Consider the following 20,742-nt stretch of genomic DNA (forward strand, 5'->3'; position numbering starts at 1 on the left):
GAAGAAAGTAGCAAAAAAATAGCCACCGTCAGAGGTGGCCATTTAGATATATTGCGCTGTTACGGCTTACAGAGTTTGGCTTAGCTGGAAGTATCGGCCTTTATCTGCAAGTAAATCGTAATGGTTGCCATGTTCGATGATTTTTCCATTTTCAATCAAACAGATGTCGTCCATTTTCTCCAGATTGACCAGGCGGTGGGTGATAAACAGAACAGTTTTATTTTCGAAATGTTCTTCAAACAGTACCATGATTTGGCTTTCTGTTTTTTTATCCAGTCCTTCTGTTGGTTCATCAAGCAGTAGAATAGGTGCATTGTGTAAAATTGCACGCGCAATACCTATACGACGTTTTTCTCCACCAGAAAGTTGGCGTCCACCATCTCCAAGCCAGGTATCAAGCCCTGTATCTTCAAGTAATTTTTCCAGCCCAACTTTTGTTAGTACTGCGTTTAACTCTGAGTTATCTGCATCAGGCTTCGCCATTAGCAGGTTGTCGCGTAAAGAGCCGTTAAGGATATCAACTCGCTGACTTACCACCGAGATGCTGTTTCTAAGAGAAGACTCACTCAACTCAGTTAACTTGCTACCGGCTATCGTGATTTCACCTTGTTGTACATCCCAGTAACGGCAAAGTAGTTGAAGTAGGGTGGATTTACCAGACCCCGTCTGACCTAAAATAGCGAGCTTAGAGTTTGCTGCTATCTTGAGGTTTACACCATTGATGACTCTTGAGTCCGCATCCGGGTAGCTAAATTCGATATTGTTAAACTCTATATCCAGACTGCCCTGATTGAGCTCACCTGTTTCTGGGAACTCTACATCTGGTTTTGCTTCAATAATCTCATTTAGTCTGCGAGCAGACGTCAGGGTTTGACCCAAGTGCTGGAATGCCCCAGCGATTGGCATCAAGAGCTCGAAACTTGCCATTGTCGCAAACGCAAACATCGCGATTAATGGATCAGGCTGATTGCCCCCAATACCATCTGCCGCAAGCCAGAGAATTAAAGTCAGAATCCAACCATTAGCCAACATTAACAGAGCACTTGCCATTCCAGTCAGATTTGCATTAACAAACTGGTTTGTGAGCAGTTTCTTCTGCGCATCCAAAATAGCGTTGCGGTAACGCTCTTCTGCGCCGAATAGCACCAATTCGCTATGTCCCTGAAGCCAGTCCAGTGAGTTAACACGAAGTTCAGATTTGTTTAGCGTCAGTTCGCTACCGTTTCTTTTGCCAAGCTTGTAAAAAACAACAGGCCAAACGAAAAGAAGAACCGCAAGTACGCCACCAAGTATTAGACCAAGCGATAAATCAAACCAACTTAAGAATGCAGTTAACGCAACGATACCTAGTGTGCCAACAACAATCGGGTTTACCAGTCGAAGGTAAACATGATCCATTGCATCTACATCGGCAACCAGTCGGTTTAGCAGGTCTCCATCACGGATACCAGAGATACGGCCTGGAATAAGGGGTGCAAGTTTCTTAAAGAAAAAGATTCTTAAATCGGTCAGTAGTTTAAATGTTTCATTGTGGCTGACAACGCGCTCGCCCCATCGGCCTGCAGTGCGTCCAATAGCTAATCCACGTACGCCACCGCCAGGCAACATATAGTTAAAGGTTTCACGAGCTATCGTTAAACCCGCAACCGCTGCGGCTGATATAAACCAACCGGAGAGGGTAAGAAGGCCAATTGAAGCAAAGAGTGTTGCGAACGCCAGCAACATGCCCAGAGATAAGCCGAACCAATGTTTCTTATACAGTTTCAGATAAGGGAGTAATTCACGCATCGAGATCTCCTTTATTTTCTGCTAGTTGCTGGTTTCTGGCGCTAAGCATTGTGTTGAATAGCCCTTCGGCTTTTGCTAGCTCTTCATAAGATCCAGATTCGGTAATCTCACCGGATTGCATAACTAAAATCTGTTCTACACCTTTCAACTGGTTAAGTTGGTGAGTCACCATCAGGGTCGTTTTACCTTCTACTTTTCTTTCTATACCTTGCATGACAAGCTTTTCACTATTTGCATCCAGACTTGCTGTTGGCTCATCAAGTAACCAGAAGTTGCCTTTCTGAAGCATTGAGCGGGCGAGGGCAAGACGCTGAGCCTGTCCGACCGAAAGTCCCCCGGAACGATCACTGATTTGATAGTCGAGACCATGACGATTAACGAACTCACTGGCAAATGAGTCATCCAATGCCTGCTGGATCTGTTCGTCGGAAACGTTCTGATTACCCAGTGTGACGTTTTCTCTGATAGTACCGTGTAGTAGAAGAGGGTTTTGTCCAACCCAGCTAATTTGCTCACGCCATAGAGAAAGGTCGCATTGATTCACTTCAATACCGTTGATTTTCAGGCTGCCTTGATACGGTAGGAAACCTAAAATAGCGTTGATCAGTGTTGTTTTACCTGCACCACTCGGGCCGACCAAAGCAGTAGTCTCACCTGAGTTCATAGTGAAGGTGACAGGACCAAGTAATGGCTTGCCATCCGGGCTGTTTACCATCAGGTCGTTGGCTTCGATACGAAGGCTTTCCAGGTTTGGAATCGGCTCTGAACCTTCAGACATTTTCTCAACGTCAATATTCAAAAACTCGACAATGCTTTCTGCAGCACCTACCGCTTGAGCTTTCGCATGATAGAAGGTGCCCAAATCACGTAATGGTTGATAAAACTCTGGTGCCAGAATCAAGATAAACAGACCTGAGAACAGGGTTATGCCCACACCATAGTGCCCAAAGTTCAGTTCGCCTATGTAGCTGAAACCGAAGTAAACAGCGGTAATCGCGATAGAAATAGAGGTAAAGAATTCAAGCACCGCAGATGAAAGGAATGCGACGCGCAAAACATCCATGGTTCTGGTACGAAATACTTCAGATGCACCGTGAAGTGTCTCTTCTTCTTTGGCTGTACGGTTAAACAGCCTGATGGTTGTCATTGACTGTAAGCGGTCATAAAAATGGCCGGATAAGCGTTGAAGCGCTTTAAAGTTCTTGCGGTTAGCTTCTGCTGCACGCACGCCAACAAATGCCATGAACATCGGAACCAGTGGTGCCGTAATAAGGAAGATGAGCCCGGCTGCCCAGTTTATTGGGAAGACGACAACCAAAATAATGAACGGAACAAGCACTGACAGAGACATCTGAGGCAGGTATCGGGCAAAGAAGTCCTGCATATCTTCGACCTGTTCAAGCAACAAAGTTGCCCAGGTGCCAGCTGGCTTTCCTTTGATATAAGCAGGGCCAAGTGCTTTTAGCTTATCCAGAATGAGCTGGCGAATGTAGATTCTGATTTGCTCACCGCAACGGAATCCTGCAATCTCGCGTCCCCAGGTACAGGCAGCTCGGCCTACCACAGATAGAGCAAGTCCTACAAAGTGCATGACAAGTTCGGACTTGTCGACATTTTCGATAATGAGTTGGTGAAGAATTGAAGCAAGAAGAGCGGCCTGAACCAGCAAAAACAAGCTTGAAACAACTCCTAAAGTAATGCTGATCAACAACCAGCGCTTTGCCAGTTTACTTTGTTGCTTCAGCCACTTATTTAATTCGCGCTGTTTAGATTTATCCATTTGTATAGAAGGCTTTTATAAAAGTTATAATTTGCATTACGAACAGGGGAGTATACAAAAAGAAAACCAGTGGGAATACCACTGGTTTGTAGGGTTTTGAAGTAGGGCAACACTGAATGTTCTCTGACCAGCTTTATTTTTCTGATCAACCAGTTAGCTTTCTAAAATTACTTCCGAATACTACCTCTTAAGTATTACTTCTGACGATTATTTTTCAGCCAGTGCGTCCAGATAACGTTCTGCATCCAGAGCCGCCATACAGCCAGTACCTGCAGACGTAATTGCCTGACGATAGTTACTATCCATAACATCACCTGCAGCAAATACGCCTTCAATGCTAGCTTGGGTCGCATTACCATTCAGGCCAGAGTTCACAATGATGTAGTCATCGTTCATCTCTAGCTGTCCTTTAAAGATCGCGGTATTTGGTTGGTGACCAATTGCGACAAAAAGACCCATAACATCAAGGTTTTCCGTTGCTTCTGATTTGGTGTCTTTAATACGAACACCTGTTACACCCATATCATCACCAAGCACTTCATCCAGTACGCGGTCGGTATGCAGGACTACGTTGCCATTTTCCACCTTATCCATCAGGCGCTTCATCAGGATTTTTTCCGCACGGAAACCTTCTCTGCGGTGAATCAGGTGAACTTCAGAGGCAATGTTAGAAAGGTACAGAGCTTCTTCTACTGCAGTGTTACCGCCACCGATGACAGCAACTTTCTGATTGCGGTAGAAGAATCCGTCACAGGTAGCACAAGCAGAAACACCACGGCCTTTAAATGCTTCTTCAGACTCCAGACCAAGATACTTAGCCGATGCACCAGTAGAGATAATCAAAGCGTCACACGTGTACTCGCCACTGTCACCTTTTAGGCGGAACGGACGGTTTTGAAGATCCACTTCATTGATATGATCAAACACGATTTCCGTTTCAAAACGTTCAGCGTGCTCTTTCATGCGCTCCATCAAACCCGGTCCGGTCAGGCCTTCTGCATCACCTGGCCAGTTTTCAACTTCGGTAGTTTCAGTCAGCTGACCGCCTTGCTGGATTCCGGTAATGAGTACCGGGTTTAAGTTTGCGCGCGCAGCGTATACTGCTGCAGTGTATCCCGCAGGACCAGAACCCAGAATTAATAGGCTAGCGTGTTTTACTTCACTCATCGAGCTGACTCCAAATTAATATATTTTTTAACTTTGCAGATTATATGGGGATTTACTAATGCAATACAAAGGGTACGGTAACAATATCTGGTTATAATTAATCACCATTCGTTACTTAAGCGTTTCACTCACGTATCCATGACTTCGACTTCGTAAGAAGTGAATTTTCGGATATTGATGACACCTGTGTCCAGAATAAGATACTGGCCCTTAATTCCATTGAGCGTACCTGTTACCACTGGCTCTTTGTCAAAGTTGTGTGAAACGATTTTAGTAGGATGCTCGGTGACCGGATAAGCAATATCGGTTATCGAATCATCCAGCAGCTCAACAGCGTCATCACCAAATTTGGCTTTTATCTCTTCGACGACAGGCATAACAAGTGGGATAAGCTCTTTCGCTCTCTCTTCTAGTGGCATGGGGTCACCATCGCCTTTAAGTAGGGTTCGCCAATTGGTTTTGTCGGCTATATGCTTGGCCAGTTCAACTTCAATAAGGCCAGAGATATAGCGGGTTTTCACCTTAAATATAGGTAGCCCTTGCGTCGCACCCTGATCGATCCAACGTGTTGGGATTTGGGTGTGGCGCGTAATACCGACTTTCAGGCTAGAAGTGTTAGACAGGTAGACGAAATGGTCCACCATGCAGTTGTCTTCACCCCATTGCGGCTCACGGCAGGTACCCGCATCGTAGTGGCAAGTCTCTGGCTTCATAATGCACATATCGCAACTGGCCAGCTTTTTCATACAGACAAAGCAATGGCCTTGAGAGTAACTTTTTTTCGTTTTCTTGCCGCACGAGCAGCAGTAGATATTGCCAGTATGTTTAAGCGTAATTGGTTTGCCGATAAGTGGGTTTAGAGGAATTAATTGATCCCCGACAGGAAGAGAGTATTCAACGCCATTATTCAGAGAAGACTTAAGCTTTCTGAGCGTTCCGGTAATTTGAAATGACATAACTTTGCTCGATTTATTTGTTTTATTTTAAGTGAGACATTGTAACTAAAAGTGCAACGAAATACCTCGCTTGAATGAACCATTTCATTTGCGTCTCATTGAGAAACTTGTTCTGGTGACATTGTAAGCTACTTTTAAGAAGTGCTATTCACCGAAATAATCAGGAGACAATTATGCAAGGAAATCCGGTTAGTTGGTTCGAAATATATGTTGATGACCTTCCACGAGCTAAAAGTTTTTATGAATCAGTATTTGCAGTCACGCTTGAGCCCATCGAGAGTCCCAAAGGTTCTGAATTAGAGATGTTGGGGTTTCCATCAAACATGGAGCAATATGGGGCATCTGGTGCAATTGTAAAGATGGAAAACATTAAAGCTGGCGGAAACAGCACCATGGTTTACTTTTCGTGTGAAGATTGTGCGGTTGAAGAAGCTCGCGTTGAAGCTGCAGGTGGTAAAGTCCAACAGTCCAAGTTTTCTATTGGACCTTATGGTTATATTTCTCTTCTTATTGATTCCGAAGGAAATATGATTGGTTTACACTCTATGCTTTAGGGCTCTGGGTTCAGGTGCTCTTTCAAACTCAATTATTTAGATAGGAGTTGCATTGTTTAGTATTGAAACTGAGCGCCTGATTATTCGTGATATGACAATCGAGGATGAATCCTCCTTTGTTGCCATCTCCCAAGATGCCAAGTATCAGCGTTTTTATGATGAGCAAGACTGCGACCCGCAGAAATACAAAGAGCTTACACAACTCTTTATTGAACAGGCCCAACAACGCCCCCGTACGTCGTATCAACTAGCGATAGAGTTAAAAGAGACTGGCCAGTTTATCGGTACGGTTTGTTTACGCCTTGAAGATAACCGACAAGCATCGGTTGGTTGTGGATTATCGCGAGCGTATCAGGGAGCGGGATTGATTCAGGAAGCCTCCAGAGCCATGATGAAATTTGGTTTTGAAGAACTGAATATTCATCGGATTTACGCTGAAACTATCAGTGAAAACCGTGCAGCGATTCGTTTGTGTCAATCTCTGGGAATGCGCAAAGAAGCACAGTTTCGAGATCACAGATATTTTAATCAGCGCTGGTGGGACACGGTAATTCTTGCCATATTGCAACCCGAATGGAATGTGTTACAAGAGGGAAGGGAGCTCCAATGAAATATATCTGGTTAAAGGTTGGTTTAACGATAGTGGTATTCGCTGCGCTTTTTGGTGTGGTCTATTACAAAGTTGCCAGCGGAACAATTTAAACAAAGTAAGAAGTGAAAAGTAGATGATAGTGATCACCGGAGCGAGCAGTGGATTAGGCGCTGAACTAGCAAAGCAATACGATAATCAAGGAGATGCTGTTTGCATTACTGGCCGAAGTGAAGAAAAGTTAGCTGCCGTATCTGCTGAGCTGTCTGAGCGTTCAGGCTATCAGGTGTCGGATTTAGCCGATTATCAAGAAGTAGAATCGCTATTCGATGGTTTAGAAACAACACCTGAAATGATCATTCATTGTGCTGGTAGTGGCTATTTCGGTCCTCTTGAGCAGCAAGATCCCGCAGAAATAGAAAAGCTTATTCAGAACAATCTCAACTCCGCTATTTATGTAGTAAGAGAAGCGGTAAAACGCTACAAGGATGAGCCAGTGAATCTGGTGGTTGTTATGTCTACGGCAGCTCAATTACCTAAAGCGGAAGAGTCGACCTACTGTGCCGTAAAGTGGGCAGTTAAGGGGTTGATCGAATCAGTTCGGCTCGAACTAAAAGGTAAGTCAATGCGCGTTACCGCTGTTTATCCGGGTGGTATGGCAACAGACTTTTGGTCAAGTAGTGGTAAATCGTTGGATACTTCCAGCTTTATGTCCGCACAAGACGCAGCAACCATGGTGAAAGGTGCCATTTGTTCGTTGGGCAATGGTTATGTTTCTGATATCACTGTGAATCGAAGTTGATATAGATAACAGTATTCCACAGCCTCGAGCGAACCAATTTGTATTAATACAGCTAGTTCAACGAGGCTTGATATTACAGGTGCTTCTTATTTGAAAATGCTTTAGACATGCTTCTATATTCAGTTGGTGTTATTCCAGTGTGCCTTTTAAAGAACTTGGCTAAGTTACTTGGCTCGTGAAAACCCAGTACAACGGCAATTTCTGATATAGACATAGGGGTGTATCCGATTAATCTTTTTGCTTCGAGGACTATTCTGGAATCAATAAACTGCTTAGCGGAGATACCTTTCATTTTTTTGCAAAGATTATTTAATCTCTTAATGGTCGTTCCCAGCTCTGTAACGTACTCGCTTGCATTGTGTCGAGTGTTGAAATACTTCTCTACGGCGTCGCTAAATTTTTGATAGTCATCGATATCCTTATTTTTACCTGAGTTGAAGTAACTCCCTTGTCCACGAGTGAATATTTTCAACATGATATTTTGCAAAAGGTTACTTTGTATCCTTTCAGACACACCGTCATACGTTGTCTTTTGTTCCTTATACAATTGCTGAAAATCTTGCCCGACCATGCCTATTGAATCTGTTATGACATCCACTCCGCGCATTGCTTTCATTACGTTGTACACACCATTTAGGTCTTCCTTAGGAAAAACGCCAAACTCTTTAAACGTAATAATATGACCTTCCCATTGGAAGTTTGAGTCGAAATGGTGAACTTGGTGTGGGCTTAAAACAAACAATGTACCCGGTCGGCAAGGGTACATTTTTCTGTCAACATAATGAAACCCACTACCTTCTTCAACGAGTAACAGAGCATAAAATTCTACTCGATGTGGGCGTGTTAAAAGCTCTTTACCTTTTTTAGCAACAAGCTCAGCGACAGTCTCGACCAAGATACCCTGAATATCAAAGTCACTATTGAAAGGAAAGCTTTGAATTGCTTCTTGTACTCTCATGAAAAAACCAAAAGTTGTTGACTTGATTTATAACGATATTTCATTTTTGTAATGAGGTAGAAAAGGGCGATGCCCTTTTCTAATTACTATTTATCGGTGAGTCTAAGCTGATTTTATGCTTTTAGTGTTTAGTACTATTAAAATTTTAAATAATACTGCACCGAGAAGAACGATAATCATCCCCACAAACCCTAAGAAATACCAACCGGCATTTCCTTCATTTTCTCCTAAAAGAGTAAATGCACCTGCGACGGTTAAGATGAAGGAAAACCACCAGCCTATAACAAGGGTCCACTTCCACCAGTTCATTCTCAACTCATAGTCTTCTGCCCAAGCTTTTGCCGAACGGAATATATACACCTGCAAAGCACCAAGTATCATCCAAAATAAAGGATCAAGTACCGTTGATTGTGGAAACATTAGAAGCCCTCCCAGTTACCGTCGTATTCCCAGTCTTTGTTTACGCCTTCAAAAAACTCTTCCGCACGCAACCACTCAGGAGGTTGGTGATAACTGGCAAGGCGTCCACCATTGTGTGGTGCAGCATAAGACTGTGCGTCAGGGTAATAGAAAAAGTTGTGTTGCATCGCTAATAACGCCTTGCGAGTTGCGCCTGTTGGATCTCTAGGATCGGCTTCTTTAACCAGTGCATGTATCCAGTTATTTCTACGAGTATAAGGACATACAGAAATACACACTCGACAACCGACATTTCCATCAGTAGGTAATGATGTCCACAACCTAAAGCAGCTATCCTGATTAAAATCGTACCTTTTATATCCACGAACAACAGAATCTGGCTCGTCTGACGTGCTTATAGAACCACTTGGGCAGGTGGTTGCACATATCTTGCAATCGCGACAAAAGTGTCTGACACCAATATCGATTGGTTTGTCATATTCAAATTCGAGATCTGTTACTACACAAGCTAATCTAATATTTGTACCCACTTCAGGAGTGATTAAACAACCACTTCTAGATATCTCTCCGAGCCCGGCCTTTGCTGCAAGTGGAGGTAACATCATCTCATAGTCACCGCCTGGCACCATAGCGCGTCCAGCCCAGCCAAGTCTGTTTAAAAACACTTCTAGCTTTCCTGCGGTTGCCCGGACAAGACTATAAGCTTCCGTCGACGTGCCATAGACTGGTGCTGCGTACATAGCATCCCAGCTCATAGGAACACCAAGAATAATTACTGATTTCCAGTGTTCAGGTATCTTATCCCCCCACTCAGCACCATCATTCTCTGTTCCCCTCATAATATTTTTAAACACAAAGTCTGGGTCGACTTTTGTTATTCCGACGAAGCTCGCTCCAAACTGATGGGCGACTTTTTTTAACAGCTTGCTTGCATGAGCTGGAGATTTAAAATCTCGTTTTTTTATTACGGGTCTAGATGCAGTAGATTCATCTCTGGTGGCAACGTTCGCTAAAGCAGGCATGACTTCCGGACTACCGCCATACAAATCGTCATAGATGCATTTATAGTCAGCGATCTCTGGATCTCCTTCCGGAGGCAGTGGCCAATTTACACTAACGCCATTGGCACCAGAAAGCATAGCGTTGCATGCATGATCATAAGCATGAATAATTGCGAATCTATCTGAATACTCGTGATGTACTTCTTTGGATAATTGTTGCTGTCGTAGTGCTTCCATCATCTCTGGCCAGCGCTCTGGCCATTTATCATAATAAGCAACCACTCTTTCATCTGGACAAGTTTGGTATCCTTCTAATGGATTCCAGCCATCATGCACAGCATGAAATATCATCCCCAATCTTTTGAACAGAAAGTCTTCACGCTCTGGCCTTTCTGTCTCTCCCATTTTCATAATTGTTGGGGCAGAGTCAACGCGAAAAGGTTCTCGGTCAAAGAACATGTCTTTGCCAGCTGCTGTTCTACCCCAGCCAACGTTTTGATCCGGTTCTCGACCTAAGACAAATCCAGTACTTGCCCCCACACCGACTGTAGCTACTGCTGCGGCCGCACCTCCCATTTTCAGGAAGTCTCGCCGCCCAGGGTTCTTAGTTTTTTCTTCTTGCTTCGACATTTTGCATCCTTGGATTGTAAATAGTCATATATTTAAACTCTCTAATAGAAATCTTTATTCGATTGCAATTGCTAAGTTTTTTCTAATGGTTTGATACTCATTTTTGTACTTTATTTTATATTGAGGAGCACTCTCAGTTAATTTGATGTAAGCAATCTCTGCTTCCCTCCATAGGTTAATTAAATAAAATATTTTAAATCTAAGTTCAAGAGCATTAACTTCGTAAGGTTCGACTGCCAGGTAATCGTCTACATCTTTAAGTGCTTCACCGAACATTTTTAATTCAAAATATGAACGTGCCCGAATAATTTTAAAATCAACAGCATTTGGCTTGTTATCTATCAGTCGATTGATCAACTTAATAGTGCGTGAATATTTTTTTAGCTCATAACATGCAACAGATTCAAGTTCATCTAATTCTGCTACTGTATCCTTGATACTTTTTCTTGCGGAGTTAATGTTATTTAAGCTTTCTTCAAATTTATTATTCGCATTCAAGCATGCTGAAATAGTCAAATATGCGCTGACAGATGAAGGGTTTACTTTTATTGCATCCTGAGCATAACGAATAGACTCTTCAAAGTTTTCAAGTTGATAATATATATATGCAATGTTTAGCAAACTTCCCAAGTGCTTATCATCTCGAGCAAGACTTTTTTTATAGAACTCGATTGCTGGTTTTATATGTCCAGAAAGCATGGATTCGAAACCCAAGTGGAAGTACGGCTCAGCTGAGTCAGGTGCTTTATCAGACGCCTGTATAAAACACTGCCTTGCTTGCTCTTTATCTCCCAGTTGGAGTAAAGCCCGGCCAAAATTAGTAATATAAGTAACTGTCGAGTTGGTATCCAAAGGTTGAAGAACAGATAAAGCCAGTTCTGGTTGTTGGTTTCGCAATAAAAGCTCACTAGCTAATTCTTTAAAGTGAGGTTTGATCTTTAGGTCGATGCCATTGATGTAGTAGTTAGTGGCTCTTTTTTGCGCTTCTTTTAATATCTCTAAATCATTTCCATTGATACCCATGACTAAATATTGCATTTCACTCTTTAATATCGTCATGGTTTCAGATACTTTGAGTTTCCAATCAGGTATTTTATGAGAAATACCTAATATAATGAATAAGTCTTCTACCCAATCAGTATTGTATTGTATATCCATAATCTGGCTCAATTATTTATTTAGTAACTCATAGATTATAGAGTTTCATAAAGGTCAACAGGTCGATTCTTTCCCTAATTTTATACATATCAGCCATTACAAATAACCTTGATTAAGGTCAATTTAGTTTAGGCTTACAATTTTACTTAGAGATCAATTCTATTGAAAAATACTAAATGATAATGAACATAAAGTGATTAATAGTAACTGATTTAGTTAAAGCGAATTAGTAATGATTATTTAAGGGTAAAGATTTAGTCTATGCTACTCATCCCAATATGGGATCTTGTCATAGTAAGTACTACAGAAATCTATAAAGGCTCTGGTTCTACTCGGCATATGTTTTCTATTAGAATATATTAAGTATAGCCCTGTCACTTCCGGTTGGTAATCTGGTAGTACCCTAATTAAATCGCCTTTTCTTATCTCGTCACTTGCAATGAAGGTAGGCTGAACGGTGATGCCACCCCCAAGCTTTGCTATTTCCATTAGCAAGTCGCCATTGTTGGCAGATATGGACTGGTTCAGTTTTAACTCAGAGTAATTTAAACCTAAAGATTTCTTAAATATAGAAGGGTCTCCATATGAGAAGTTTAAAATCTGATGACCTGATAATGCTGTCGGTGTCGTTGGCGTACCATTTTTTTCCAGGTACTTAGGTGAAGCTAGCAAGGCGATCTGAACATTTGCTATCTTTCGCGCGATAATATTGTCGCTTTCTAGGTTACCAATTCTTAATGCAACATCGACTCCTTCTTCCACGATATTGACCTTACGATCAGTTAAGTCTAGCTTTACCTTCACATCTGGGTAGAGATTACAGAAATCCATCAACAGCTTGGGAAGGTGTCTATACCCAAATGACATAGGGGCGTTTATGGTGATCTCTCCTGACACTTTTTGGTGCCAGTCTACGAGTGAACCCTCCATTTCTTCGATATCCAGAAGAATTTGCTCACATCGGTTCAAATATCGCTTTCCAGCCTCAGTTAAACTGATTTTACGTGTGGTCCTGTTAAGCAATCTTACTTGCAAACGATCTTCTAAAGCTGATACGTACTTACTTACTAATTGTGGGGACATGTTTAACTTATCGGCAGCTTTTGAGAACGCGCCTTCCTTAGACACCATAATGAAGGTTCTCATTAGTTCAAACTTGTCCATACATTAACTCCCGCCTCTGGTTTGATCGCTTTTCTTCACTAATAGTAGTCTTTTTCGCATGCACATCTAAGAGTACAGCTCAGGTTACTCATACGAGATCGCCCGAGCTGTGTTTACTCTAGAAGTTCATAACAACGCCATCATTTGGCACCAGAACCTGATTTTCAATATTCTGATCTATAAGGTAACTTCGGAGACTTTCTCGACTTAATGTACAGTGGTCAAGCGTATCCATATGTACTGCGACAATATCTGCCGCTGGATTAAGATTATGAGCTTTTAATACGTCCTCTTTATCCATAAGAATTGAGTCTGACAAGAAACCGGGCAATTTCGCTGCACCTGTATTTAAGACAATAATCTCGGGCTTGAATTGCTTGAATTGCTTGATCGCTTGCTCGACTTCCTGGTGCCAAACAGTATCGCCAGCGATATACGTTGTTTTATATCCCGGAGCTTCAAACACTACGCCCATTACATCCCCTATAGTTGCTGCAACTCCAGGTTTTGCATTATCCTCAATAGAAGCATGTTGCCCTCCAGTCCGGTGTAGCGACACTCCACGAAATACCGTGTCCATACCTAAAACATGAACATTGGTGAAGCCCTGAGATTGAATCAACTTTGCGTCAGCTTCATGTTGAGTAAACAAAGGGATCTCTTTTGGAAGTACATTTTGAGCAACTAAATCCCAGTGATCTAAATGTGTATGTGTTACCACAACAGCATCAATATTTTTGACGATATCTTCAACCGATACGGTTAGATCCAATAGCGGGTTTCGCTTACTTTTGTCTGCCCCAAAAGGTTCATAAGCGCCTTTCTTCGCTAACATAGGGTCAACTAAGAATGTCGTCTCTCCGTAGGTTATCTTGGACGTAGCATTGCGTACGTGCTGTATCGTTACCGAATTATTTTTGGTTTCTTCTTTCGAAGGCCCGGCGTTAGCTATTCCAGAGACTAATGCTCCAATAAGTACAATTGAACGAACAAGTGATTTCGTATTCATTTACTTATCTCCTTTGTGTAGTCGGTTATTCAAATAATCCTGTGTACTTACCACTTCAGCGTAAGCAAAATCGAGTGCTGACATAAATGCGCTATGAACGTCTTCCGCAGCGACAGTTCTACCTTTGAATTCGAGATCTCGGGTTGCACATGCATCTTCTACGATTGTGACTGTATACCCTAAGTCGTGTGTCGCTCTCGCAGCAGCATCAATACACATATGGCTCATACTCCCCAGTATAGTGACGTGTTTTACACTCAATTCTTTGAGATGTTTTTCTAGATTTGTGTTTAAAAAAGAGTTGATTTCGTTTTTGCATACAATCAGTTCACCAGCTATCGGAGCAACGATTGAATGTATGCGAGTCCCCTCAGATGAAGGTGCGAAAAATGCAGGTTCCGCGTCAATAGATTCATGGTAAACATGTATCACAGGGATATTTTCTGCTCTGGCAAGCTCTAGAATCCTCTTAGCATTTTCAGCAGAGGCCTCCATGTTGTGAAGGGGCCATTTACCTCCAGGAAAATAGTCATTCTGTATGTCTACTAAAATTAAAGCGTGTTCTTTCATCTTTATTCTCACTGTAAATTCAACGTTATTTAGCGTTGGTGGTTGCTATAAATAGAATAAAATGACAGCATCTCTTAATCATGTGGCGTATAAGACATAAATTCAGCAATATCCGACAATATGAAAAAAGTTACTCCAATATCCGTAGGTATTATCAGCTATCCAGGTGCACTTACTTCCGCAATATATGGTTTGAGGGATATGTTTCAGGTAGCGAATAATCTGCATGCGCGTAGAGAAGTTGATAATCGTGAACTTGTCATAACAACAATTGATACCGAATACTCACTTCCATCCGAACAGTTTCAGGTGTTTATACTTCCTCCGAGTATTCAGGACGACTTCATTGATGACTTTTTTCCGGTGTGGAAGAGTTGGATGTTGCAACAGCATCAAATGGGCGCAATAGCTTGCTCTATCTGTGCTGGTGCATTTCGACTGGCTGAAACAGGAATCCTTGATTCAAGACCCGCAACGACTCATTGGGCTTTAGCTGAGCTGTTTTCAAAGAATTACCCCAAAGTCTTACTTAACACTGATAAGCTAATTATTGATGATAATGATGTAATTACTGCTGGTGGCATGATGGCATGGGGGGATATGGGGTTACGAATTATTGAGAGGTTTCTGGGAAAAGAAACCATGCTTCTTGTATCAAGTTATTTTCTTATTGAGCCAAGTGGGCGAGAGCAAAGCTACTATAGCTCCTTTAAACCATCACTATCTCATAAAGACAAGCAAGTATTAAAGGTTCAGCATTGGCTTCAGAAAAATAATAATAGTGTCATAGGCATGCAAGAAATGGCTGAAGTAGCTAATCTAAGCGAACGAACACTGCTAAGACGTTTCAAGAAAGCAACAGGATATACTCCGTCAGAGTACCTGCAAAATGTTCGAATTGATAAAGCGAAAGAACTGCTGAAGCAGCAATTAAGAGTTGATGATGTCGCATGGCAAGTAGGATATAAAGACTCTAACTCGTTTAGAAGAGTGTTTCATAAAGTAGTGAGCCTTTCGCCCAGTGAGTTCAGAAATCGATTTGCATCTAGGTATAACTAAATAAACTGGTTCGCTAATAACTCCTTGTACACCATAGCTGCTTACGCAAGTAACATGGATATAGCGCTGGAATCTGTATGCTCGTCAGTAGATAAAAACGAAAGCGCCACATACAATAGTGGCGCTTTAGATCATCTAAGTAGCAAGATTGTTATCAGTGCCAACCACCGTCAACACCAATAACTTGCCCAGTAACCCAAGAGCTAGCTGGCTCAGCAAGTAATAGAATCCAACGACTGATATCTTCAGGTACACCGCGACGCCCCATTGGTACTGCTGCTTGTTCTTGTTCTTCAACCTTAGCAGCTTGTTCTTCAGATAATCCCATCATGCCTGTCAAAGCGCCTGAGTATGTAGGTCCAGGGGCCACTGCATTTACACGGACGTCCGGAGCTAACTCTAAAGCCCAGGATTTTGTCAGGTATTCGACAGCTGCTTTACTCGCTCCATAGTGTGATAGCCCCGCAAGTGGTGTATGTCCAACCGTGCTTGATATGTTGATGATGTTCCCTTTGGCTTCTTTTAAGTACGGTAAACAGGCTTTGGTCAGAATACTTGTTCCAATGACATTTACTGCAAAAACATCATTTATTTGCTCTGCTGTCATGTCATCTAAATTGGCGTTGGCACCCGCTCCTGCATTGTTTACTAACACATCAATTCGGCCCCATTTTTCGATCACTTTATCAACTATGTGTTGAGCACTAGAAGGGTCGCTACTGTCTGCTATCAAGGGAAAGATATTTTCGCTTAAGGCAGAAACATCATTTAACGCATCGATACGTCGACCAGTTATCAGTACCTTTGCTCCATGCTCAGCAAATTCTAAGGCAGCAGATTTACCAATACCATTGCTACCGCCTGTAATTATAACGACTTTATCTTTCATATTTACACCTACTCGATCTTGTGTATTCAGGGTTAAGCATCCGATAGGGGACGAAGGAAAATTTGTTCTCGAAGGACTTGCCAACGACCATCTTCGAAACGTAACTCAATGTTGCAGAGCAAAGTCATCTCTTCACCGTTCATGCCGCTATGTTTCCTTGTAAGGACACTTACTGCGGTATCACCAAGCACATGAAAATCATGCCATTTTGCCCATGTATTTAACTGAGTTTTACCTTCTTCTGCTTGCTTTCTAAAGTGGCGAATAAACTCTTGTTTGTTGTAAGTTTTTACAGAGTCGTCCGGCAAAATTAAAGTGGTATGAAAATCTTTGTGATAAATCGTCTCTAGTGCATCGACATCAAAATTTGTTGCTCGGTCAATTAGGTGATTCATTGCCTCTCGCACTCCTTCTTGAGTGCGAGTATTTTTAAACTCTGCTGGTACAACGTAGTTTGGGTCGAGTACTTTCGACTGGGCAAAAGCTCCAGTCGTGATTAAGAGTATCGATACTGAAAATAATGTTAAGAACTTAGTTGCCAATTTCATGGTAGATCCTTTAGTTGTATTCAAGTGGAACACTTTTGGTGATTTAACCGGAACAGGTGGTGTGTAGCTTTCTTTGTTTTTGTTGAAACAGGCGCGTCACCTGTTTCAGTGCCGTCTTTATGTTTAGGCTTCTGATAGAGGGCGCAAAAAGATCTGTTCACGAAGCACTTGCCAACGCTCATCTTCATATCGGAATTCAATGTTACAAAGTAACTTCATTTCCTCACCGTTCATACCGCTGTGAATTCGGCTCAGAACGCAAACAGCGGTATCACCTAGTACATGAAAATCATGCCAGTCAGCCCACGTATTTAGTTGAGTTTTTCCTTCTTCAGCTTGTTTTGCGAAGTGCGTTTTAAACTCTTCTTTGTTGTAAGTCACTACTGTGCTATCAGGCATCACCAAAGTCGTGTGAAAGTCTTTGTGATATATCGTTTCCAAGGCTTCGATATCAAAGTTAGTCGCTCGGTCGATTAGGTGATCCATTGCTGCACGGATAGCTTCTTTTGTGTGTGTTGCTTTTGTCATGAGAACCTCGCAATTGTGAATAATTTGTACTCTATGTTTTGTTAGCCTAAAAATGGCTAATCAATCGACAGAAGGAATCATACTGAGAATGAAATTCGAATAGAACTAAGCTAATATGCATAGTAATTATTCCAAAAACAAATACAGCTATGGATCAATTAAGTGCAATGCGGACCTTTATCAGAGTTGTTCAATCGGGAAGCTTTTCTGCTGCTGCAAGAGAGCAAAATACTTCTCAGGCAACCATCAGTAAGAAAGTAGCCGCACTCGAAAACAAACTTGGTGTGAAATTGATAACACGAGCGAATAGAGACCACTCCTTAACTGAAGCCGGGAGCTCGTATTATGAGCATTGCATGTCTGTCATTTCTGAAATAGATGAAATGGATGCAAATGTGCGCTCTCAGGTTTCATCTCCTAAAGGAATACTTCGAATCGCGGCACCAGCACCATTAGGCAGAATAGTGTTATCCCCCTTAATAGCAGAATTTCTCAGAGAGTATCCCGATATCGAGATAGACATGTCATTGGAAGAGCGTCATATAGATTTGATTGCGGAAGGTATTGATGTAGCAATCCGTGCGAGAGCTCTCGACGATTCATCAATGATCGCAAGATCACTTTTTGAGAACCCTCAAATCTTGGTTGCCACACCTGAATATATATCCAAGGCGGGTATCCCGGGAACACCGATAGATTTAAAGCGCCATAATTGCATCGTGTATACGCTAAAAAAGACACGGAGTAATTGGCACTTTAACTACGATGGAAAAGATATCGCAGTACCAGTATCTGGTTCATTTCGAAGTAATAATGGGGAAACTAATTTAGAATTGGCATTATCAGGGTTAGGCATTACCCAATTGCCCATTTGGATGGTTGATGAGTACCTGAGAACAGGGAAACTGATTCAGGTACTTAAAGAATACGACGCTGGTAATATCCCAATTAATGCTATTTATCCACAAAATCGCTATGTACCATTAAAGGTCAGGTGCTTTATCGATTTCATCAGAGACAGGCTAAAGAGTAACTATGCTTAAAAGTACTTCGATATTGCGTCGAAAGGTGCATCGATAGTTAAACCAAGCTTGCTCTCAAGTTCACCAAAAAATGAGTCTTTGTTCGTCAACAATATCTCCTGAGTATCGTTTCCGTCTCGGATTTTAAGCTTGTTGTTTAACAGAGTGATCACTCCCGTCTCTGTAGACAAAGCCGCTTTGCAGCCAGAGGTAAAAGAGGAGTTTTTGCTTGTTGATGTGTAATGGTTGCCATACTCAATATCACCATCGCAAACATAGCTCATGTCCAGGCTGTAGAGATCATTCCACTGTTCGTCATCCTTAATCTGAAGCACATTGCCATAGAGTTCGTGAGTGATAAATCGATATGTTTGTATGTCTGTATGCAGTTCTTTATTTAACTCAATGGGCAAAGGAGATCTTGGTGTTAGCGCACCAAATCCCACATCGACAAGCCATTTCTTTCCTTCGATAATCACTAAGCTGACCTGGTGACTACGACCACTTGGCCCGTCACCTAAGTGAACTCTTCCCAGAAGAGGCCTTGATTCAAAACCAGCGGCATTCAGTATACGTAGCATCAATCCATTCAGCTCGAAACAATACCCGCCTCTTTTATCAAGAACCAGTTTTTGGAATATCGCTTCTTCTGAAAGCTGAATACCTCTGCCTAACAACACATCAAAGTTTTCAAATGGAATATGCCTGTGTTGAGCAATATGGAGTTGCGTGAGGCCACTTTCGCTTGCGACGGGCATATCCGATAGACCGACTCTACTTAGGTAATCACTAATCATCTTCTCGTTCATTTTTTCTCCAGTTCATGACTTGTTAATCTAATACCTTAATTAATAAAAACCAATAAAAAGCATTGATAAAACAAAGCCAAATAAAACGCTGGGGTTTAATCGCTTACGTTTAACACGATAAGGTAATTTTGGTGTTTCTTCCTGAAACGTTTTGGTTGCAAGTTCTTTTACATAGTCATTTTGCATAGCGTTCCTCCTTGAAATTGGAGAAAGCTTAATTGCTAAAGTTAACTTTAGGTCAAGAGGTATTTCCTTAGAAGGTCAACAAATGAAATTTGGCATTAAATGGGGTCTATAAGGTAGGCAGAAAATCACCTTTCTAGTTTGCCGATAGAAAGGTGATTTTGATAGCGGATAAGTTAATATCAAATAAGCTATTTGATCAACGGCGTGAACTCCTGGGCAAATGCGTCAAATGTTCTTGCGGGTCTTCCCAGTACCTTTTCAACATCATCAGTGACATAGGCGTAGCTACCTTGGGCAAACCAATCCAAAATCTCTGCAAGGTGTATTGCTAACCACTCATTCATACCAGAAGATTTCATTGCATCTTCAGCCGCAGCTTTTGGTACCGCGATATATTGGATCTCTTTGTCTGCTGCTTTAGAAATAATTGCGGCCTGCTCTGCAGACGACAGCGCTTCTGGGCCGGATAGTAGATAGGTTTGTCCGTTATGACCCTCTTCAGTAAGTGCAGCTACTGCAACAGCAGCGACATCACGAATATCGACAACGCTCTGTTTTGCATCTCCCAGCGGTAAAAAGAATTGTCCCATATTTTTAATGGTTTCCAGACTACCAAACAGGTTCTGGTAGAAGGAGTTTGGCTGAATCAGTGTGTAATCTAAACCAGATTTTTTGACCATTTCATCGGTGATGGCGTGTGTACGAATGATCTCTGAACCTGCATCGGTTGACGCGCCCATACCAGAAAGTTTAACAAGATGCTTAGCACCACTTTTACTCATAGCTTCTAGTACATTGGCAACCCACTTTTGGTTATCTGGATGAGCTGTCATCGCCAGATACACATGAGTAATTCCTTTCATTGCTTCAGCCATTGATTCAACGTTGTCAAAATTACCTAGCCTAATCTGACCTTCGTTTAGTCCAAGTGGTGCTGCACCAGCGGCACTTCTAACCATAACGCGAAATGGTACGTCTTTTTCTTTTAGCTGATTTACTACTTCAGAACCGGTATTACCTGTTGCGCCAAGAACCAGAATAGTCATGTTTTCACCTTTTTTGTGAGTTGTTTGCCTTGTGTACAGAAACTATAATTCATCCCATTATGCTTGATTAGATAGTTGGTTCGGGTTTTATCTTCCCGTATTTGGGATA

The 20,742-nt window shown here is 42.0% G+C and carries 22 protein-coding genes; 5 read left to right on the forward strand and 17 right to left on the reverse strand.

The genetic code is table 11. From position 1 onward, the window contains the following. Positions 1-66 precede the first annotated feature (66 nt). From cydC to SNR28_RS16810, 4 genes are all read right to left on the reverse strand, one after another. The gene (gene cydC, locus SNR28_RS16795; RefSeq protein WP_375753817.1) at positions 67-1,788 is read right to left on the reverse strand and encodes a cysteine/glutathione ABC transporter ATP-binding protein/permease CydC; all 1,722 of its coding nucleotides are present in this window, start codon (positions 1,786-1,788) and stop codon (positions 67-69) included. Beyond that, a complete protein-coding gene (gene cydD, locus SNR28_RS16800; RefSeq protein ID WP_375753818.1) occupies positions 1,781-3,568 on the reverse strand; it encodes a cysteine/glutathione ABC transporter permease/ATP-binding protein CydD in 1,788 nt (595 codons plus the stop codon). The genes cydC and cydD overlap by 8 nt, the downstream gene beginning before the upstream one ends. Positions 3,569-3,775: 207 nt before the next feature. Beyond that, positions 3,776-4,735, reverse strand: a complete 960-nt coding sequence (gene trxB / locus SNR28_RS16805) for a thioredoxin-disulfide reductase (protein WP_375753819.1) — start codon at positions 4,733-4,735, stop codon at positions 3,776-3,778. Between the two features lie 128 nt (positions 4,736-4,863). Further along, positions 4,864-5,691, reverse strand: a complete 828-nt coding sequence (locus SNR28_RS16810) for a DUF2797 domain-containing protein (protein WP_375753820.1) — start codon at positions 5,689-5,691, stop codon at positions 4,864-4,866. A 173-nt stretch (positions 5,692-5,864) separates the two neighbouring features. On the opposite strand from SNR28_RS16810, the gene SNR28_RS16815 reads away from it, so the two are divergent. The 3 genes from SNR28_RS16815 (at position 5,865) to SNR28_RS16825 (ending at position 7,636) form a co-directional block, all read left to right on the forward strand. Then, entirely contained in the window at positions 5,865-6,245 is a 381-nt protein-coding gene (locus tag SNR28_RS16815; protein ID WP_375753821.1) for a VOC family protein, read from the forward strand. Between the two features lie 52 nt (positions 6,246-6,297). Next, complete coding sequence (locus SNR28_RS16820) at positions 6,298-6,855, forward strand: GNAT family N-acetyltransferase (RefSeq protein ID WP_375753822.1); 558 nt, start codon at positions 6,298-6,300, stop codon at positions 6,853-6,855. Between the two features lie 115 nt (positions 6,856-6,970). Next, positions 6,971-7,636: an SDR family NAD(P)-dependent oxidoreductase gene (locus SNR28_RS16825; RefSeq protein ID WP_375753823.1), complete on the forward strand. Its 666-nt coding sequence runs from the start codon at positions 6,971-6,973 to the stop codon at positions 7,634-7,636. Positions 7,637-7,709: 73 nt separating this feature from the next. On the opposite strand, the gene SNR28_RS16830 is transcribed toward SNR28_RS16825, so the two are convergent. The 7 genes from SNR28_RS16830 to SNR28_RS16860 all read right to left on the reverse strand — a co-directional run bounded on the left by SNR28_RS16830 (position 7,710) and on the right by SNR28_RS16860 (position 14,546). Then, a complete protein-coding gene (locus SNR28_RS16830; protein ID WP_375753824.1) occupies positions 7,710-8,594 on the reverse strand; it encodes a helix-turn-helix transcriptional regulator in 885 nt (294 codons plus the stop codon). A 102-nt stretch (positions 8,595-8,696) separates the two neighbouring features. Beyond that, entirely contained in the window at positions 8,697-9,014 is a 318-nt protein-coding gene (locus tag SNR28_RS16835) for a hypothetical protein (protein ID WP_375753825.1), read from the reverse strand. Beyond that, positions 9,014-10,645: a 4Fe-4S dicluster domain-containing protein gene (locus tag SNR28_RS16840; protein WP_375753826.1), complete on the reverse strand. Its 1,632-nt coding sequence runs from the start codon at positions 10,643-10,645 to the stop codon at positions 9,014-9,016. The genes SNR28_RS16835 and SNR28_RS16840 overlap by 1 nt, the downstream gene beginning before the upstream one ends. Before the next feature lie 54 nt (positions 10,646-10,699). Next, entirely contained in the window at positions 10,700-11,803 is a 1,104-nt protein-coding gene (locus SNR28_RS16845; RefSeq protein WP_375753827.1) for a tetratricopeptide repeat protein, read from the reverse strand. 264 nt (positions 11,804-12,067) lie between these two features. Further along, the gene (locus SNR28_RS16850; protein WP_375753828.1) at positions 12,068-12,967 is read right to left on the reverse strand and encodes a LysR family transcriptional regulator; all 900 of its coding nucleotides are present in this window, start codon (positions 12,965-12,967) and stop codon (positions 12,068-12,070) included. A gap of 118 nt (positions 12,968-13,085) precedes the next feature. After that, positions 13,086-13,976 (reverse strand): MBL fold metallo-hydrolase, encoded by an 891-nt coding sequence (locus SNR28_RS16855; RefSeq protein ID WP_375753829.1) that lies wholly within the window; start codon positions 13,974-13,976, stop codon positions 13,086-13,088. Next, positions 13,977-14,546 (reverse strand): cysteine hydrolase family protein, encoded by a 570-nt coding sequence (locus tag SNR28_RS16860; RefSeq protein ID WP_375753830.1) that lies wholly within the window; start codon positions 14,544-14,546, stop codon positions 13,977-13,979. Positions 14,547-14,666: 120 nt separating this feature from the next. Here SNR28_RS16860 and SNR28_RS16865 point away from each other — a divergent pair, with 120 nt between their 5' ends. Then, a complete protein-coding gene (locus SNR28_RS16865) occupies positions 14,667-15,605 on the forward strand; it encodes a GlxA family transcriptional regulator (RefSeq protein WP_375753831.1) in 939 nt (312 codons plus the stop codon). A gap of 154 nt (positions 15,606-15,759) precedes the next feature. On the opposite strand, the gene SNR28_RS16870 is transcribed toward SNR28_RS16865, so the two are convergent. The 3 genes from SNR28_RS16870 to SNR28_RS16880 all read right to left on the reverse strand — a co-directional run bounded on the left by SNR28_RS16870 (position 15,760) and on the right by SNR28_RS16880 (position 17,570). Continuing rightward, a complete protein-coding gene (locus tag SNR28_RS16870; protein WP_375753832.1) occupies positions 15,760-16,494 on the reverse strand; it encodes an SDR family NAD(P)-dependent oxidoreductase in 735 nt (244 codons plus the stop codon). Between the two features lie 32 nt (positions 16,495-16,526). Beyond that, the gene (locus SNR28_RS16875; RefSeq protein WP_375753833.1) at positions 16,527-17,042 is read right to left on the reverse strand and encodes a nuclear transport factor 2 family protein; all 516 of its coding nucleotides are present in this window, start codon (positions 17,040-17,042) and stop codon (positions 16,527-16,529) included. 123 nt (positions 17,043-17,165) lie between these two features. Further along, complete coding sequence (locus tag SNR28_RS16880) at positions 17,166-17,570, reverse strand: nuclear transport factor 2 family protein (RefSeq protein WP_375753834.1); 405 nt, start codon at positions 17,568-17,570, stop codon at positions 17,166-17,168. Between the two features lie 149 nt (positions 17,571-17,719). On the opposite strand from SNR28_RS16880, the gene SNR28_RS16885 reads away from it, so the two are divergent. Continuing rightward, on the forward strand, positions 17,720-18,613 hold the full coding sequence (locus SNR28_RS16885) for a LysR family transcriptional regulator (protein ID WP_375753835.1): 894 nt from the start codon (positions 17,720-17,722) through the stop codon (positions 18,611-18,613). Here SNR28_RS16885 and SNR28_RS16890 read toward each other — a convergent pair. From SNR28_RS16890 to SNR28_RS16900, 3 genes are all read right to left on the reverse strand, one after another. After that, positions 18,610-19,401 carry an arylamine N-acetyltransferase gene (locus tag SNR28_RS16890; protein WP_375753836.1) on the reverse strand — a complete coding sequence of 264 codons (792 nt, stop codon included), beginning with the start codon at positions 19,399-19,401 and terminating at the stop codon, positions 18,610-18,612. The genes SNR28_RS16885 and SNR28_RS16890 overlap by 4 nt on opposite strands. A 39-nt stretch (positions 19,402-19,440) precedes the next feature. Then, entirely contained in the window at positions 19,441-19,587 is a 147-nt protein-coding gene (locus tag SNR28_RS16895) for a hypothetical protein (protein WP_375753837.1), read from the reverse strand. 188 nt (positions 19,588-19,775) lie between these two features. Further along, positions 19,776-20,633, reverse strand: coding sequence for an SDR family oxidoreductase (locus SNR28_RS16900; RefSeq protein WP_375753838.1), 858 nt, complete (start codon positions 20,631-20,633; stop codon positions 19,776-19,778). Between the last annotated feature and the right edge of the window lie 109 nt (positions 20,634-20,742).

Origin of the sequence: Vibrio iocasae, assembly GCF_042245395.1 — a bacterium.
GTDB classification, from domain to species: domain Bacteria; phylum Pseudomonadota; class Gammaproteobacteria; order Enterobacterales; family Vibrionaceae; genus Vibrio; species Vibrio iocasae.